Here is a 20,395-nt window from a genome sequence, read left to right on the forward strand (position 1 = left end):
ATGGATATCCGAAACGACGAAAAGACTATTGATTCGGCCAGAGAAGAACTTGGCTCGAAATCTTTGATAATGGACTTACAAAGTCCTCGGCATAAGATATGGATGCGTGCTATAGCGGTAATTCTCGTCGTCACATTTATAAATCAGGATATCATATGGGCGCAGGATGGAGCTCCTGTCTGGTCCAAAGGACAGAATGGGAGCTTTTCTTTTAAGCCGCCCGTCAATGTAAACAGTCCGATCAATGTCCCCAAGGATGTCGCCGTCACTAAGGAAGTCTATACCGCTCCCGGCGATAAGACTATCATAAACATCCAGGATGCCCACTCATCTCTCGGCGCCCAGGAGTCGATAGCTTCAGTGCTCGACTCATTAGTGACTAATTATGACCTAAAGCTTATAGCTATAGAAGGCTCTTCAGGTTACATAGATACGTCCATCCTCAGGGCTTTTTCAAACGAAAATGTCAGAAAAGGAACCGCAAGCTACTTGGTTAAAGAAGGCAGGATGTCAGCGGGCGAATTCTTCACTGTCACATCGAATAAGCCGGTGGCCCTCTACGGAATCGAAGACAAGCCCCTATACCAGGAAAACCTTGAACAATTCAGAGCTGTTTACCAGGCAAACAGTGAAATCAGGAAAGACATTGAAAACCTGCTCTCATCGCTTAAAACCCTCCAAGATAAGATCTATTCCCAGGAGTTGAAAGACCTTACCACCAATTCGGTTCTGCACAAGGACGGCAAGCTTACATTCACCGAGAGGTGGAGCCTGGTGAAGGCCCTTGCTGATAGGACCGGCTCTGACTACAAGAGATACGAGAACTTGACCAAGCTTGTCGAGTCTCTGAAACTGGAGAAAGATATCAGTTTCGAGAAGGCTAATAAGGAGAGAGACTCTCTTATAGACGCGCTTAGCAAAAAGGCCTCCAAGCAGGACCTGGAACAGATAGTCCTGAAATCGCTTTCATACAAGACCGGCAAGATTTCACATGGTGAGTATTATGTCTTCCTGCAGGAACAGGCCGAGAAGGCCGGCATTGACGCGGAGCCTTATAAGAACCTGATATCATACACAAATTACATTACGCTCTATGAATCGATAGATCTCACCGCCATCTTCGAAGAGGTGAGGGATTTTGAAGACCAGATAAAAGAAAAACTCTTCACCGGAGAAGACCAGAAGAAGCTTTACGAGATAACGAAGTGCATGGAATATTTGAGAGATATCTTTGACCTGAAGCTGACTAACGGTGACTTTGAATATCTGGCCAAGAATATCGAGCACTGCAACGCTGGCTTTGTGGCATCCTTCATAAGGGACGCCTCGATAAAATACGGCGTTACGATCGACACGGATTACGATCTCGGTAAGATATTCGGCGCTCTCCCCCAAGCGATGGATTTCTACAGGACGGCCGAGAAGAGAAATCATACGATACTCGCCAACACAATTGCCACAATGAAAGAGCGTAATCAGAACGTAGCGGCTCTTATAACAGGCGGTTACCACTCGCAGGGCATAACGGAACTATTAAGACAGAACCGCACATCCTATATTGTAATACTCCCGAAGTTCGACGCCTCGAAGGGCGAGAGGCCATATGTGGCGATCCTTACGAATAAATCAGCTCCGTACGAGAAACTCCTCAAGAGCGGACAATACTTCATCGCCACGAGCGCGTATCTGGCCGGAATAAGCAAACTCAATGAGGATGTCAATAATCTGCCGGCGGGCAAAGATTCAAAGGAGTTGATTAATAGCTCGGAATTTAAGGAGCTGCGGGCTAGGCTCGCTGATAGTTTGATCGCGTCCTTATTACAGTCAGTTACTGGCGCCGCAGGTGTAGATGCGGCTGTCCTGGCGTTTAAGAAGAGACAGCAAGTTAATTTATTAGGCGCCGGCAGGGAAATGAAAGCCGCGGTCGAGCAATATCTGAGAGACTATACAATGCTTCTAGAGCGAGAAGGAGCAGGATTTCGTGATGCAAATGTTAAGCCGCTCTCTCCTGAAGTATTGCAAGAGCTGGTTCGCGAAGTTATATTGGATTATGCGGGTTTTGATATTTCCGCAGAGGAGCCGACGGAAGCTAAGGGCCTAGCCACCGAAAAAGTTATTCCGCTGGTTGAAGAGCGGATAAAAGGACTAACCAAGAGAATAGAAGTGCTCGAAGATCAGGACAAGCAGGCGAAGATCGATAAGATAATAGACATTGTGAAGTCCGCGGCCAATCTTGAATCGAGCGACTGGAAAGAGAAGGTTGCCACTGCGGTTGCCACCGAGTTACGGCGCAAGGGTTTGGGCACAGAAGAGCAGGATAATATTACAAACCGGATTATAACGGATCTCGAGCAGCAGGCCGTTGCGGCGGCGAAACCGGTTGTAGTTGCCGTGCCTGCAGCTCAGACTCCTGCAGTTCCGATGGTTTTAAGTCAAGCGCCGACAGCTGTTGAGCCGGCCGCATTGCCTGCGCCAACTATGCTTGATCAGGGCGGAAAAGATCTTGCAGGGAAGCTTGCTGAGGCAATCGGTAAGCAGTTAGATATTATAGAAGAAAATATGAATGGTATACCATGGGGAGAGAAAAACTTAAGCGCTGATACCATGAAAAAGCTGCAACAGATGAAAGAAGCTGGACTCGGAATAACTAAGATTATAGACCAAACAGCTAAAAACATAGACTTATCTCCTCACCAAAGGGCGTTAATCGATACTATATCGCGTGGTGGGGAAATTAAGTTTTATGATTTAAAGAACGGCATTGCGCCTTTAGTTTCATATCTAGACATGATTATAAAAGATGAAAATGCGCACGAATTGCTAACAAAAATTTTGGAAAGATGTAAACAAACTGTTTCTTATCTAAAGAGGGCTTCGTTTGAGAATGAGCCAATGGCAGTTTTAACTATTAGAATTTCCGGAGAAGAGCTTAACTTCGTACAGTTACGTGATTGGAAAAAAGAGCCGCCAGAAACTCCGGAAGAATGGAAGGGTAAGTTAGCTCAGGATGGATTAAACGCGCGAGAGATAGATGCAAAGTTAAAAGAGCTTGCCGATAAAACAGTTATTGCACCAACCCCTCCTATAAAGCCCACTCCAACGGTTAGCGAATCAGCCGCACAGCGGGTTATATTAGATTTCTCAAGCAAAAATGCTAAGTTGGCCTTTGACGCGCTTATTGAGACCTTGAAAACCGAAACCGTCGATACTGAAAAAGCTATTATAGATAGCATGATTCCAAAGAATAGCACCCCCGACCAGCCGACCACGGTCTTGCATTTAGCCGGAGCAGAACAAAGAGGTTTTAACGACTTTTTACGGAATGAAGTAGAGGTGAAGAGAAATGCAAAGCTTATAGGGCTTGACTTAAATTATTCACTAGCTGATGAGGAAAAGAAGTTATTTATAGGAGACATTACAGGAGATAACTCTCGCAAAATAGCCGATGGATCGGTTAACACTATAATATCCGTAAATTTCTTTAATGCGGAGTGCTATAAGTTATATGAAAAAGCCCGCGAAACACCACTCTCCGAAACGGACTATTATATTAATATCGCGGCGGAAATTTACAGAATGTTAAGAAACGGCGGAAAGCTTTATATTGCCGGTTCTAGTGTGACCAGTGAGTTTGAAAAAGCATTCAAAGCAGAATCCTTCAAGATGATGCCGCTGGACGATACCATGCCTGGATTTTATGAAATAATCAAGATCGCGAAAGCCGGCCCGGAGACACCCGGCGGACCTAGCGAACGCGTCGGGTCCGTGGCAGGAGAAACTCCTGTCGCACCGCCGGCAGTGCAAGCGGCTCAAAGAATTTTAGTCGAAGTTTGTGGAAAAGCAGGCTATCCATTCGTCAATATTTTATTAACATTTATCCTTACACTATTTATACTTGTCTCAAGCTCAGTTTACTCAATAGCCGCTCCGGCGCGAACTGTTCCGGGAGGTCCACAGATAAAACTGGCACAAGCAGTAAAAATGCCTACGGCGGTACGAACTAAGGCCCCGGTAAAAGCGCAACCTGCGCCGGTACAGGCTGTTAAGCCGCCGTCTTTGGTGGCCGAAAAGCAGTTCGCGCTTGACCAGAAAAAGCTCCGGGATGCGATCGATACTTATTTCGCAAAAATGGCTTCTTCGCAGTATTTCATGTATAGAGCTCCACGCCTCAACTCCGAAAGCAAGATGATAGAAAACCCTCTCCTTATAGATGCATTCGTCAATAACCGGGGAAAGTTAGCTCTAAAAGATTTTCGTGGTGTTCCCGGCCTGGAAAATATGCCTGAAACCAGGATAGATAACATCAACCGCATCATCGATGAAATATGGAGGAGCGTTGACAAGACGGCCCTGCCGGAATATATAAAAGGTAAGCTGGTGCTGGACAGGAAAACAGGACGATTATCGCCGGTAGAGGAGCTTCAGAAGACGCTGTTTGCGCTCTCTGTTCTTGCTCCCGATACGTATGAGTATCTGAAAAATGATAATGCGCCTATTGTTTTGGTTGATACCGATTGGTTTTCCGGCGCCACTAAAGGCGATACTTTTTTCGGCATGATAGCGCGCAATCCTCGCGGAGTGAAAATAGAGCTAAGCAGCCGGAATAACACCGTTAAAAGAGTCGGGACGGCCGTTCATGAGGCCATTCATCGTAAGAGAGGCGATGTTGCCACAGGTTATTTTAGCCTCTATCTTAAAACGTTGGGCCGCATCCGGGAGCTTTTTGTCAGCCTCCCTTCGTTCGAAAAAGAGCCAATTAAGAAACAGCAGGATTTTTATAAGAAAGAATTGCTCATAAATGTGTCGGCAGAGGTTTTAAACAATGCCTATTTAAGCCAGCGCTGGTGGCTGGGCCTGATCGGTGTCATGGCCTGGGTATTGACGATTATTACGCCTGCCGTATTGATTGCGAAACTCATTGTCTCTTTGGTCTCGAGCAAAAAAGAAGGTGCTGGGAGACGTCCCGGGCCCACCACATTTATGCTGGCATTCATTTTACCGCTCATCGCGACCGGTCTCGCGGGACTGCCCGTGATAGGCCAGCAAGTGAACAATTTTGCCGGTATGCTCTTTTCGCCGATACCATTGCCGGAGATCGCTCCCGGAGAAAAGGTCGCCGCTAAGAAGAAAGCAGGTTCGGATGTCCAGACAATAGTTGACAGGACTATCGGGAAATTTTACGCCGGCATAAACGCGCCTCCCGTGGTGCTCGATAATAACCTCTTTGACCGTTTCTGCGCGTTCGATCCGGAAGACGGCACCATTCATATAAGTCCCAGAGCGTATGATCCTAAAACCGGAAGGGTAATAGAAGAGGTAAGACTCTTCCACCTGCCGCATGAAGCATTCCACTATGCTTTGCAGATGACACCCATTAATAAGAATGAGAAAGCGCATGAGATCGCAGCCACATATCTCGCCCTCCTTAATATAATCACCAATCGCAGCAGCTTGACAAAATTGATAAATGCTGCAAATCCCGTAGATGGGCGTGAGGTCTCTGCCGGCATGAAGGGGATAGTTAAGTATTTTGAAAGCTTCGGATTCGATGTAAAGAATATAAATAATTACCGCGCCCTCTTATCCGCTTTAAACGTCGATGGATTAAGAGGGATCGCTTCATACCTTGCCTCGACCAACCCTGATTTTAGAAATATTTCCGATAGAGATATGGCTTCGGCTGTAAGGCTCATTAGCTCTAAGCCTCAGGATGGGATATTCAAACCCTTAAAGAAATTAGATGCCCTCGGGATTAATAAAAAAGGTTATCTTGCAAACCCATACCTGTATGCCGATAAGCTGGTGCGGTTCGAAGATGCCGGAGTTAAGCTGAGCGCCAAGAATTTAAGTCTACTCTCATTAGGTAGAGATAATATAAAGCCGTATGTAGAAATAGCGTTAGCTAGTGGTATCAACCCCAATGACATGACTCTCGCCATATTGAGAGCGCAAAAGGCTGAGGTGGCGGTGCCTGCCGCTGCGCCGGCTATATTATTAGAGGAAGCCAAGGCTCCGGCACCGGTTGAGCCGGCTGAATTACAGTTGCCCGCCGCAATACCGCCAGTTGTGGAGATTATCCCCGGTGAAACTGACATTCAGAAAAAAGCTCTTCAGGTGTTCGGAGAAGTTCGCGGGATACCTGCGGAGAAATTGAGTTATAGGAAGGGACAGATAGAAGCGGTCGAGGCGATGAAAGAAGGGAAATTCGCTGAACTGCGAACAGGCGGTGGTAAGACGCTTACCGAGGGCGTGACTGCGCTCGAAGTGCTCAATGATCCTATTCGGCAAACGGTATGGCCGGGTGAAAAAGTCCTGATAATGACTCACGAAGACAATCTTACCGAACAGGCAATGGTGAAGGATAAGATGGGCGCTATATTGAGCAAGTGCGGCGCTGTGACAGGGTTTATTCTTCCGAAAGTTATGGCTAATGGAAGCGTTGCCGAGATCGGCGTAATATTCGAGAATGGGGTGGAAGTTGAGAGTGAGGCCGCTATCGACAAGGTTTTCGAGCGCTGCGATATCATATATGGTAAGTGGGACAGGTTCGTCCATCGTAATATGAAGGAGAGGCTTGGGACCGATACTCTCGAGATGAATACGAACAAGTATTTTACACTCTTTGATGAGGCGGATCTGATGCTCGTATTTGGTTCCGCGACGCCGTGCATTATATCAGGCAAAGATATGGACGATGCTGAGAAGCGCCTTGCTGTACGCAAGGGGATAAACAGTATAGTTAAAGAGATGGTATTAAAAAATCAAAAACGCTATTTATATATTCCGCAAGGGACAAGAGAAGCATATTTGACTGACAGCGGAGAGCAGGCAATCGAGAAGAAGATCCGGGAATTATATAAAGACAATGAATATAAAGAGCTTCTAGATATAGCGGTTAAAAACTGGAAGATCTTTGCCATGGACGCGTTACAGGCGAACCTTTTCTATAAAGTTGACGAACAGTACTTCCTTAGAACGGATGAGAAGGGAAAAGTCATTGGTGTTGATGTTTGCGACACGGACACTAAAGCCAGAAAGACCGGCATGTCTTTTGGCGAAGGTCTTCAGCAAGCCATAGAAATTTCCGCAGGTGTAGCGGACGCGAATTTAACTCCCGAAACGTATACTTCGATGTCGATGGCTATAGGCAATTTCCTCTCGAGAGATATTATCACAGATTACGCGGGCGCCAGCGGCACAATGGAAAAAGAGCGTTTTGAGAATATGTATATGGATAAACACGGCAAAATCAAAACCGTGCTCAAGATAGAAGGTGAATCACAGACGCTGGATAAGAGTGCCGGCCACACGGGATTTAATACAAGGGAAGAGAAGTGGGCGGCCCTGATAGATAGATTGCCTGCAAAGATGTCCCTTGGACAGCCAATCCTAATAAAGATTGAATCGGATGCCGAGATGGCAGAGCTAAAGAAGTATATAGAGGCTAATATGGCTTCTATGCTGGCTGAGCGAGGAACGATAATAAATCTGGCCAGCGGCAGGAATGCTGCAGAGTTTACTGAAAATATAGCCAAAGCCGGATATGGAAATGTTATAACGATAGTTACCAATATAGCGCATCGCGGTATCGATATAGAGATAAAGGGCCGTTTCCTTAATAATGACGGAACCGAAGGCGCCAAAGTGCCGCCGATAGATAAAGATGCCCCCGGGTTGCACGTAATATCGACTTATTTGGATGAACCTGAGGCATTCGAGATCCAAACTCAGGGCCGCGCGGATAGAGGCGCCAATAAAGGTTCGTGGGAAGGGCTATTCTCGTTAGATGAAAAAATATTTACTGAGCATGTCACTCTATTGGACCAGCAGATAGCCGCGCTGCGTAATGCGGTGGGGAAAGGTGATAAGACCGCTATCGACGGGCTTATGGCAGCGGATGGGCGCACAGTAAGACTGGGTTTAATAGCTGAGATCAGAGACAGGATAGTGAGTGAGCAGAGCCGCAATGATGAGAAACGCCGCGAATATGAGAACGAGGTATTCGCATATCAGGAAAAGATCCTGGGTCTTCTTAATATAACAACATCGCGTGACGAATTTATAAAATTCCTTAAGGCGATAGGCGCCTATGATGGTATAGTGAATAATCTCAAAGAGGGTGAGACGATCGATGAGAAGATAGCCGTTCTGGCACAGTTGACTGTTTCCGTGCTGACCGATGAGATGAGTAAATTCCAGACGGAACAGCAGGTTATCCGGAAACGGCTTGACTATCTGGCCCGGGAAGCAAGGCTGGGATTGAGGCCCGCTCTTATACAGTTCAATAAGGAGATAGCGAACCTGGCGTTACTTGCCAGGACTTTTGACGCCAGGATAAAAGATGCCAAAGCATTCGTGTCCGCCATTATTGCCCAGGACATGGGAGATAAAGTCGAGAATGTGGCGGAGACCGGGAAACGGAGCTTGCGCGATCTTATCTCCACCAACTTTATCAAAACATTCGCATCCATAATTATGATCGTAGGAGCAGGTTTCCTGACGGCTAAATACGGCTTCTCTTCGCTGGCTGATAGCATACTGCAGCCCTTAGTCACGCTGTTGACGGCGCATCCTCTCCTAGCCGGTATTGCCGCGGCGATGATGCTCATCTCGGCTGTATATTTAAAACAGCTTTACGGTAAGAAGATAGGCGTGCTCGATACATCTAATACGGAGTTCCTGAGATTCACAGTCGGCGTAGGCAGAGGGAACTTCTTCAAGGCTTTTGGCCGATGGACAGGCATAATGGCCTTACAGATCCTTGCAGGTCCCGGACTATTTGTTGGCGCCGGCACGCTGATAGCCGCGATAGCACATCCTATACTTGCGGTGGGATCAGTAGCGCTTCCGCTTGCGCTGGTCACAGTAACACTTGCGCTCGCGGCCAATATAACCCTTATCGCGATATTTAAGTCGAAACTCGAAACAGTCAGAGATATCACGCCTACGCGCTTCCAATCAGGGTTCAATACATTCGTGAGGGCGCTGGCCATTTCTATAGGCGTCGTCTTTGCATTGCAGATGGCCGGCGGTATTCTCGCCACCACTCTCATCTCGCTTGGTTTTATAGTCGTGACTGCGGTGGTTGCCGGCTTGGTGGCCAGAAGTATCGAGAATAGATCTTACAGAGCGAAACTGCCGGTATTTATAGGCGGAGCCTACGGTATTATCGCGGCAGTGGGTCTTATAGTCTTGTCCGCAATATTCGGAACGCCCGCTGTATTCTCCTCGGCCCTTATCATGCCGCTCATATCCATTCCGGTCGCGGTTATCGGGATAGCGATGATGATATTGCAGGTGGTCCAGGCGCGCAAGGTGGCCTTGGAAGCTGAACGCGCCGGCCAGAGTTACTGGAGAACTTTAGCGGAATCGTTCGTGCCAAATTCGCGCAATATATTGATGTACGCTATGTCGCTACCGGCCGTGTTTATACTATTCAGCGGAGCTGTTCCAGCGCTGATATTTGTGGGCGCGGTAGGGTTTGGAACTCTCCTTATTAATAAATACAGCGTGAACATCGAGAAGATGACCGGCCGTAAGATGTCGGAAACTATTTCAGGAATGGCAGGACAGGCTATAATGTTATCGGCAGGCGCCGCTCCGATGGTGGCCTACCCGCAGGCCGCGTATTCTGCGCAGGTGGAGAGCTTAAAGGCCGGTCTGAAGCAGGGCGCGATGGACCGAGCTGCCATAGCCGCCGCTGAAACTATAGGCAAATATTCTCCGAAGCAGTTCTCCGGATTCGAAAGATTGAGCAATAATATTAGCAGTGTTTTTGATGATATCATGAATGGGAAAGCGGTTGTGGCGCCTGAAACACTTCAAATTACCGCACCCGCGGCTCCGCAAGTTACTGAAAAAGCTATTGAAGAGCAAGTGAAGCCGAAGGAGAAGCCTCAGGTCGGCGAAACCCCCGGTGGCGGCACTGCAGGACAGGGCCCTGCAGCAGGGCCCGGCGCGGGTGGAATTCCTCCGCCACCGCCTGTTATTCCCGAAGTGCAACCTGCTCCTGAGCAGATTTCGCCTGTGCCTACGCCTGTAAGGATGGAAAAACCGGATCTTGCGAGTGTCTTGAAGGATGCCCGGGAAAGTAACCTCGCTGTCGCGAAACTCGTATCCCCGCTCGCAAATTTTATAAATCAGGGTAATGTTATAAGCAATGTTGGTGGCCCCACCGATAACCCAAACATCCTGATAATCCGAAATATTCTTAAAGCTCTGGATTATAATCTAGACGGAGAGGCTGTCGCAGCGCTCCAGGAAAAGCATAACCTCGCGAAACAAGATGGAAAGATCGGCCGCGAAACTATGGCTGCGCTAATAGGAGAGCTATTAGCGCTGGATAACAGCGCGGATGTCGCTAAAACGATAAGCAAGAACACCGCTATGGAAATAGCGTCCCTTCGGGAAAAAGCGGCAGAGGTCGAAAAGAAGCAATTTGCCGGCGCGGCAGGGGTTAATCAAGCTGGAGCTAATCCAAAACTTCTTGATAATATGGCAGCGCTCCAAGAGGAGATATACGCTAAGTATGGCTGGCGGTTCTACAAGCTTAGCGTAGTGCGGACGAAAGAAAGAGAAGCCATGGTCGTTAAGAAACACTATAAGGATCTTAAGTATAAGGATAGCGAGAAGATAGCGGAGCTCGCCGATTATATCATTGATCCCGCAAATTCTCTGCTTCCCGCTGATGAGGCGAATCAACTTAAGGCGAGATATCCTGATGTTGAGCGGCTTATTAACAACAGCCCGCATGTTAGAGGGATCGCCATGGATATCTATTTAATAGATGAAAATGGGATAGTTCGCGATTCACATGTTTCCGCTAATCGTTATATGTATGATATAGTCGGCAAGCTTGCGGCGGAAAAATACGGCATGATATATGGCGGCAATTTCAAAGGCCTATTCAAAGACGACACTATGCATTTCCAGCTTGATCCTCGTAATCTAGCAATTGAACTGGCCAAAGAGGAAGCTGCCGCGGCCAAAGAGCCAAAGAAGGTTACGAAGAAGGCAATGGAAAGAAAGCCTCGCGCCGGGCTTGACGAAGCATTCAAGAGAATAGAGAATTGGGCAGGAAAGGTGGCAGCCACCGTTAAGTCTGCAGCCGATAAATTAACATTAACGCCTATGGGATTTCCGATCTGGGGAACTTCGGCCGCATGCAGTCCGTCGAACGGGGAATATTTAATTGCCGGAGGCCCGCTTGGCAGTATAGGTAAAGCTGACAAGTGCTATGTTTTTGGTAGAGAAGGAATTATAGCCCCTCATGCGAGTTTCCTCGCCCTTGACGTAGCGCCTGCTGAAGCGATGTGGAATATAGACGAAATGATAAAATTATATCCTCAGGTGCTCGGTAAATACGGAATGTATGATTCCGTAAATGCGAAGAACGAACAATCCTCCAGACAGTATGTAGCGGTCAACCAGGCCATGAGTTTCATAGCTATGGTCAATTGCCTAAAAGGTGGAGTTATACAAGACCGTTTTGCCTCAAATGCAGCTATCAAAAAGTCAATCAGCTTATTGAACGAGACGTTCGACAAGATAGAGACTCCTGCCGGCCTATCACTCGATAGAAACATTTCTTCGGAAGACAGGAATAGGCTTCTGAGTATAGCTCAAAAGACCTGGGACTACTTTAAAGATAACGTTAATGAGAGCACAAACTGGCTGCCGCCAAACATGATAGATTCGCGAGGAGCCGCCGTTAAGCATACTTCCATAACCGACATAGGGCTCTACCTTACAAGCATTGTCGGAGCAAAAGAATTAGGGCTTATCGATGAGGCTGAGGCCAGGACCAGGATCATCAACACTATAAATACTCTCAAGAAATTGGACAAGTGGAACGGGCTATACCGGAACTATTATCATACGGATGACTTGAAGTCCGTGACAAAGGGAGACAGGCACATCTCTACCGTTGACAATGGATGGCTCGCCGCAGGCCTTATAATTGCCGGTGAGACATTCCCTGGATTACAGGCAGAGACGGCAAACATCGTCATGAACATGAAGTTCGATAAGTTGTATGATGCTAAAGAGCAAAAGTTCGCCAATGGATATGACGAAGATACAGGGCTGACAAAGTCGCACTATGGACTTATCTATACCGAGATACGCCCGGCGTTACTGATAGCGATAGCAAAAGGCGATATACCTAAAGAAGCCTGGCTGAAGACATCTAAGACATTACCCGAAGCGTGGGATTGGCAGGCCCAGAAACCGAAAGAAGGCTATTACGAACACCGGGTTAAGACGGGCGTAGGAGTTGAGACGGCCCATTTCATCCCTTCATGGAACGGCACTATGTTCGAGGGTCTGATGCCGAACATGATTTTAAATAATAGAACGCTTTCACCGAACGGCTACGCGAAACAGGACGCGATGTATGTATTCCTGCAGAAGTATTTCGCTACGGGATTCCGCGAGGTAGCGCCGCCGGTTACTGAAACGCCAACACCAGTTACCCAGCCACAGGTGGCACCAGCGCCAGCTGCTCCGGAAAAGGGAGAGATACCGCAGTTCGCGGATCTTGCGAATGCTTTAAAATATGCCCGGGAAAATAATCCTGCCGTCGCAATCCTTATATCGAGACCATCTAACTTCATAAATCAGGGTAATGTTATAAAGAGGACCAAGAGCCCTGGTATTGATCCAAACACTAAAGTGATTCAGGGCGCTTTGATCTCGCTCGGCTATGATCTACCGAAGTATAAAGATGACGGAATATACTGGACGGAGACGGAAGCCGCGGTTAGAAAATTCCAGGAAGATCACAGACTAGCAAAGCGTGATGGAAAAGTCGGCCGCGAGACGATGACTTCCTTAATAAGAGAGCTGCTATTACGCGAGAGTAAGGCAAGACCTACTCCAATTGAGACGGCCGTTACTCCGGTTGCTCCATCTGCTAAGCCGATCGTTATCGCAGCTCCCAAGCCTGCTGTTACCGCGGTCCCTTCACCCGCCAAGCCGGCCGTGACCGTTCCGCAGGCTAAGCCAACTGTTACTGCAGTTCCCCGGCCCGCTGAACCGGCTGTGGCTATCGCACCGGCTAAGCCAGCTGTCTCCGTGGTTCCTTCATCCGCCAAGCCGGCCGTTACCGCGGCGCCTAAGCTCGCTAAACCGCAAGTCAGCCCGGCTCCGGAAACCGCTGTAGCCGCAACTCCGGCGGAGTTAAAAGCCGCGCGGCAAGCACTCTTCAGAAAGAAGGGAGAGTATGGCGCTGAACTATCGAAAGCAACCAGAAAGCTTGACGAACTAAAAGAGGTTAAGGTAAGAGCCTCTGCGCAGATTAGCGGTAATCTTAAAGAGCTTGACAGGGAAACAATTCCTGCCGGGGCATTGGTCCCGACCGGTCCGCAGCGTAGGGTATCGTTCAGGGATGCTTCTGAAAATAGCACTGCATCAGCTGATGCCGAGATGAAGAGGCTCAGGATAACAAGGCAGGAACTTCTCGCGAAGCGCACATCGCGGTTATATTGGCCGGAAGTCATCGGTTTTGCGGGCATTGGTTTCCCGGGGGCCGCATTTGTAGGAGTGACTGTAAGTCATTGGCTGAAATACCCTGGACGAGAGACTATAGTAGAGAGCGCCGAAATGAAAACTGAGCGGGCGAAGCAGGAAGAAGCCTTGTTCAAGAGGCAGCTTCTCTTCGGATTGACCAGGGCGTTCGGCCTTTGCCAGATAGCGGAAAAGGAGCTTGACGCCGCCCAGGTCTCATATAAAACAAGCTTAGAAGCGCTAAAGACGGCGCTTGCGCAGTTTGAAAAAGGGGAACTTACGAAGGGCGAGCTGGAGAATTTAAAAGCGAAACAGAACGAAGCGAACGTCAGGTATCTGAAAGCGCAGCAGGCATCGAGAAACGCGAGAGAGCTGGTAAAGTCATTAGCAGGCTATGACGTTAGAGAAGGAGTGGAGATAGATACTTCAGTTTCGCCGGATAAAGAATTTGCCAGGGAACTGGAAAAATTGGAAGACAGGAACAGGCAACCCCGTATATTACTTAAAGTCTTGGGTATTAAGGACCAGACATTGAATACCCTTTTCGCTATGGAGCAGCGTAATACAGCAGTAAAGTTAAATGCCCGCGCGACGCTCAATTTAGGCGCTGTAACGAGCGCCAATTTCGGAGTCGGATTTGAGATCACTCTCGGTAAAGATGTAGATCTCCAGCTCCGCCAATTAGAGGAGAGGCTGGCGGAAGGCAAATATATTCAGGAATTGAGAAACATGTACTTGGAAAGTGCCGAACTGATGCATGGTTTGAAACTGTATAACGACACATTAGCGCGGCTCGTAAAGATAGCTAAGAACGCGAGAGAAAAGGCGGAAGAAGATAAAGTAAAAGCTAAAAATAATATTATTTCACAGGATGATTATCTAAAGAAAGAATTGGAAGCGATAAGAGCCGAGGTGCTGGTAAAACAATTCAAGGCTTTGATAAAAAATGTTCGCAGCATGCTGGCGGAACTGGGCATCGAATCAAATGACATACCCCGCAATCTCTCGGAGGAGAATATGCTCGTCGCCGCTAAAGAGTTGATGCGGCGCAGAGCCAACGAATCGATATTATATCTAAAGGCATTAAAGACTCCCGAGAGCACACTTCGGAAGATAGACGAAAACGTCAATAACCTTTTAGCGGATAGATCGTTCTATCGCGAGGCCACGAACAGATGGGTAGTAGAGGAAGCGGAGATCTTCGAAAAGATACAGAAGAGAATAGTTTCGGAAGAGATTATGAAGAACAAGTCTTTAAAAGAACGCGTTCAGACATTGAGCGCCGGCTATACATATACAAGAGAACAAGCTGTTGCGCAGCAGACTCTTTCCACAGGACAGGCGCCTATCGGAGGAGGAGGCGGCGCGCCGATAATTCAGCCGTGGCCGTCAACAGCCGTTTCTTCTACAGGAGCCGCTCCTTCTGCAGGAAGCAACCCTTCCACAGGAGCCGCTCCTTCGGAGCCGAGCGCTGCCACTACGTCCGGCACGCTTTCAATGGGCGCCGTTATACGAGTAGCCGATCCCGCATTCAAAGCGAGAATTGCTTACAGAGGCAGCCTCCAAGAAATGTTCAATGCGTATGTAAGGGCGGCAAAGAGCGATCAGATGATAGAGGCTGAGAGGGCTCAGATCGATGAAGAATTGCTAAAATTCGAACTGCGGGAAGCCAAGAAAAGGCTGGATCTGGCGGTAAGATTAAGAGAGCTTCGCGATCGCCAGGATAAGGATCAGAAAGTAAGGATAGATGCCGCCGGAAAAGATTTCGACGTTCATAATAACGAACTTCAGGCGAAGAACGATGTTGCCGATCTTGAACGAAGGCTCAAAGAAATACAATTTAAATATTCCGTGAGAAAGAGTTCGCTTAAATACGGCGTGGATCTTACCGCGGAAGTCGATAAGCTCATAAAGACATTGGAGTCGATAGATCGGGTGGTCGATATAGCCGATAAGGGAGAGCCATATGATCTTTCTATAACTGGAGAAAATAATATAAAGAATAAGAGCTGGTGGATAGGCTTGCAGTTGCCTTTCCCCATATGGTTTACAAGCAGGTGGGCCGCTAAAAAGATCAATGTCAAACAAGTGAAAAAAGACCAGCAGTTGGAGCAGGAGAAAGCAGCGAGTGTAATAATAGGGTGGATAAATGATGATCTGAAAACCGATAATGATCTTACAACCGCCAAGGCGAATGTTAAAGGGGCGGAGGAGATGATAGCGAAGATCACCAAAGAATTAGACAGGTTAAAAGGAAAAGGCTCGCGAGAAGATATCGTTCTTCGTATAGAGATGGACCTTGCCAGATCCAGGATGGCGCTGGAAAATGCAAAAGGAGTTTTAAAGAAAGCAGGGCTCGTAAAAGAACGATCGAAGAAGATCCTTACGGCACTGGACAACTCTCTCAGAAGAACAGACGATGTTTTGATGGAGTCGCCTTCTGTGACTAAGCTAAAAGATTTTGCGAGAGAGGCATTGAGCCAAAAACGCAGAGGCGACAAGATCTCGATCACATGGGAAAAGTTTAAAGAGCTGGCGGAAAAGAATGCTGTCCCGGTCAAAATCGCTACCACCGAAAAAGAGAAGAGCGAACTGGAGCTGACGAAGAAAAAATTGACGGCCCGTCTACCGTACCTCTTCCTTGGAGCCCCTTATGCGCCGGGCGCCGGAAACGACACTTTCCGCTATGGCCTTACGGCTTATACCGACCCTTCAAGATGGTTTGAGCTCACCAACCCCGCCATTAAAGAGGCCAGGCTCGAAGATATGATAAAACAATTGGATAGCGAAAAGGAAAAGCTTAACACGAGATTAGATATAGACGGCGCATACGGAGCCTACAGAGTCGCGCTTGTGAAAGCGGAATCCCTGAAATCTATACTTAAGAAGATGAGAGAGCAAAGATCGCGCATGGAAGCGCATACCAGGATATATCCAGAATCCGGCGGCGAAGCAGTCAATAGATATGATGTCCTTATCGCGGATACGGAAAAGACGCTGAGAGATACGACGGCTCAGATCAATGATCTCAAGATAAAGATGATGAATATGCTGCAGAGCGTAGGCGATATAGATTTTAAGGATGAGTCCGGCAGATCCGTAGGATTGGAGAAGGTAGATTTTGATGCTATCTGGCCCAAAATAGAGGCCGGCCACCCCGATATAAAAGCGCTCAAACTTAGAATAGATAAAGAAGAAGTCTCCGCAAGGGCCGTATTGCGCGACAATTGGTGGACGGAGCTTTCAATTTCGCTCGTAAACAGCGAAAAATTAACGCCAGGGCTGAATTTAGTTTTAAATGTCAGGTTGAACCCGAGCTATTGGGAAAATAACGCGGAAAAGATCAGGGTAAAGGAAGTAAAGGAAGAGCTTAGAAAGAACCTTTTTGAATTAAGGCGTAAGATAGATGACTCTATATCGAGACGCGCCAATCTTATTGCATCGATAAAGTTGGCAGAAGGTGTTTACAAAGAGAGAGCGCGTATGGTGGTGGAGGAAAGAAAGAACTACCTCAACACCACTATTCCCACGGACAAATTACGCGAGAGAGAATACGATCTTCTGGAGGCCCAGAAGGAATACTTTGCGCAGCTTGCGGAACTCCGTACAATAGACGCGCAGTTAAAAGATATTGTGGAAAAAGTAGGCGGCAGGATAGAAGAGACCGGCGTGGAAGAGGTTAGGAAAGATATAGTGCGTACTGAGGAACTCAGCAATGATTTTGCGGATCTCGGCGCGCAGATAGCTATGGCGGAACAGGCCAGACGAGTGGCTTCAAGGGGGATCAAATGGGTCGATAAAGCTTTAAATAGATTATCGAAAGGCATTACGCCGGAAGACGATCTGGCCGCAGCTCTCGTAAAGACGATGGAGAAGAGTGCTTCGATCGAAGTCAACGCAGCCAATTTAAAAGAAGCCGGATATATATCCAGGGAGAAAATGGCCGAGATAGCCGTGCTTATGGGAATGCCGAAGACCCGGGCCCAGGAGCTTGAACGCGTTCAGGATCTTCTCAGAGTAGTCTTTGATAGATATAGAAAAGCGCATAACATGACAAAAGATGAAATGTCGGCATATATAGGCAACTTCATATATTTCGCCCGGACCATCCTGCCCAAAGTCAAGACAATCGAAACGTTACCCGAATTTGTCGGCACCCAATTCGCGTTCGTGGATAGAGATGAAACCTTAAGTTACAAAAAGCTCGGGCTGGTAAGCTACTACGCAAGGCGGGCGACCCTTCTTCTGTCGCCGGGATACAGTTGCGAAGGGAAAGGCCAGGGCGCGGCCAGAGATACGCTAGTGAAGAAAGAGGCCCCTGAAGATATCAAATTCTTAAATATGTATGACAGGATGGCCAAAGGCGGGACCTTAACCGCCGCCGATTACGAGCAATATATAAAATGGCACGATGAATTTGTAGCGAAGTTTGACGAGTCCGAATGGGCCAAGTTCACTTTGGACGAGATAACCGTGATGTCGAACCGCGCGAAGGAGTTCGCGACGCTTCTCCAGAAAAAGGGCCTTTACCTCTTCGGCGACATGAAAGACAAGGGTATCCTAAGCCTCATAGCGAGCCTTATTAAAGTAAACGGCTGGGAAGGAAAGATGCCGTCGGTGGTCGATACGGTCGCCGCTGTATCGCCAGCTGTGAACAAGTTCTACGGCGAAGTGACGGCCAAAGAGATAGCGAGTACACCAGAAGGCGCCAAGCTGAAGATGCTTTCCGGGTTAGTGAGCACGGAATCCGACAAAGAGAAGCTGGAATTTTATAAGAATGAATACAGTAAAACCCTTAAAGAGGCAAAAGAATCGCTAGCGCTCGGCAGGGCCATCTCGTGGGCACGTTTTGTGCTGGACAGGAACCTCGCCCCCGAAGATATGGATATGATGTTCCGCAGATTATCCAATCTATCCGCTATAGATAAATACCTGATCGGGACAAAATCCGAGAAAGAGGGGCAGAAGATCGCCATAGTGATAGATCTGGTTACAAATCATAGGGTCTACAAAGATTTCTTCAATAAAGATGGCACTGTCAAAGATGAGGCGAAGGTTAAGAAGCTGTTTAGTATCTTCGGCAATCTTTCGGCTCTTGACCCTACGCTAAAAGCTTACGGGTATGCGGCACCTTCCGAGAGAAACGGAATGAAGATAGCGATCGCAAGGGATATCGCCCTTCAGACCGATGCCGATGCATGGAGCGCGTTTTTTGACTTAGAGGGCCGTATTATAAATCCCGGCAATGTGGATAAGCTGGTTAAATCCTTTACCAATATCTTTGTCCTCGATAGCCTGGGTTATCTCAAAAACGCAGGCTACGCGAAAAAATCCGATAAAGAAGGTGTGAGAATGGCCATAGCCAGAGACCTGGTCCTGAGGCCAAACGCTTGGAAGAGCTTCTTCGATCCTGACGGCAATATAGTCGATCAAGAGAAGGTCAAAACTTTATTCAATGTGATACTACCTAACATTGCCAAAGGCCTCGTTTCCGAAAAGATCGAGGTGCCCGGCACTGAATATGAAAAGACCGGATATATCATGGCCATAGCCAGAGACCTTGTAGAATATCCGCAGAAATGGTCGGGTTTCTTTGACGCAAAAGGCAACATAATAAAAGAAAATAATTATGTCAAAACCCTGTTCGAGGTTATTCTAAAGAATAAAGATATTCTAGAGAGTTACATGCTTCATATAGACGATAGAAAAAAAGGATCGACAGGATTTTATACAAAATCCTCTCGGCTTGAGAGAAGCGGTATGCTTACTCCGATGGCGAGAGACCTTACTACTACAGGCATAGATTCGAAAGAAAAACTGATAGAAGAGCTGGATTACAGAAAAGAGATTTTCAAGGCAGCGAATTCAAACGACGTAAAGTTATTTGATGAGCACCTTCCTTATCTTTCCGTATACACCAGGAAAGTATTTAAAGAATACGGAGACATATATAAAGACAAGACAGGAAAAGAGCTTACTCTGGACATACTGTTTAAGAATATCGCTTATGCTCGAGATACGGTCTATCCGATGGCAGGAAAAGATCTCTTAGAAGATTTGAAGGGTAAGCGCGAAAGTTGGGAGACAGATAGCGAAAGAAAGGCACTGCTTAAACACATTGAGATGCTTAGGAATGAAGAGATAAATTTTGAATCGGCGGTTTATCTTGGCACAAAATATATGGTCTTAAAAGGCTATACGATAGAAGACGATAAGAGTAAGGAAACATATTTCCAGGAAGTCAAAAACAGGTTATATTTCCAGGCCGTGTATATGGCCAATAATGAAAATGAAAGATTGCAGCAAGGCGAGATAGGCCAGCTGCTTACTTTCCGTGCAACGGATAACTATAGCAGAATAGACATGGGTAAATTCATAAAATATGCGTCTGTATTCATCAGGAAAGAAAAAGAACTGTTAAATTCATTAGTTAAAAAGTTCGGGGAAGAGGCAATGGGAGCGTATCAATTTGCCACTAGAGGCCAGCGGTCCGGATTTATTACCTATATGCATCGCAAAGGCTGGGACCAGAAAAAGATGGACGAGATATTTAAAGATATCGAATTCATCCAGATGGAAGAATACACTGCCACAAGTAATAAAAAGTTTATCGGATGGGAGAATATATTCCCTGTTCTTTATCAGTTGCGCGGTGATGGTGATAAGCCGCTCGATATGTGGGAGCAAAAACGCGCGCACCTCAGGTTCCAAAGCACTTTTAAACAGGATTACGCATTTATGTACGCAGGGCCTTATGAACCGCTCGCTCAGCTTATGAGAAAATGGAAGGGTGACTTTGGTGAGTTGCCATCCGCGGCTGAAAGATCGGATACTTTAAAAGTCATGGGTCTCTTGCCCGAAAAATTGCGTGATGATAATACGGAATTGC

General features: G+C 47.3%; 1 protein-coding gene (running past one end of the window). It reads left to right on the forward strand.

Features of this window, described 5'->3' with window-relative positions; all coding sequences use genetic code 11:
- Positions 1-20,395, forward strand: partial view of a peptidoglycan-binding protein gene (locus NTY76_07860; protein MCX5678998.1) — the 5' portion only. 13,499 nt of this gene lie beyond the right edge of the window; the window shows 20,395 of its 33,894 coding nt (coding positions 1-20,395); the start codon lies at positions 1-3; the stop codon falls past the right edge of the window.

Source organism: Candidatus Omnitrophota bacterium (genome assembly GCA_026387175.1).
Lineage (GTDB): Bacteria > Omnitrophota > Gorgyraeia > 2-01-FULL-45-10 > 2-01-FULL-45-10 > CAIMPC01.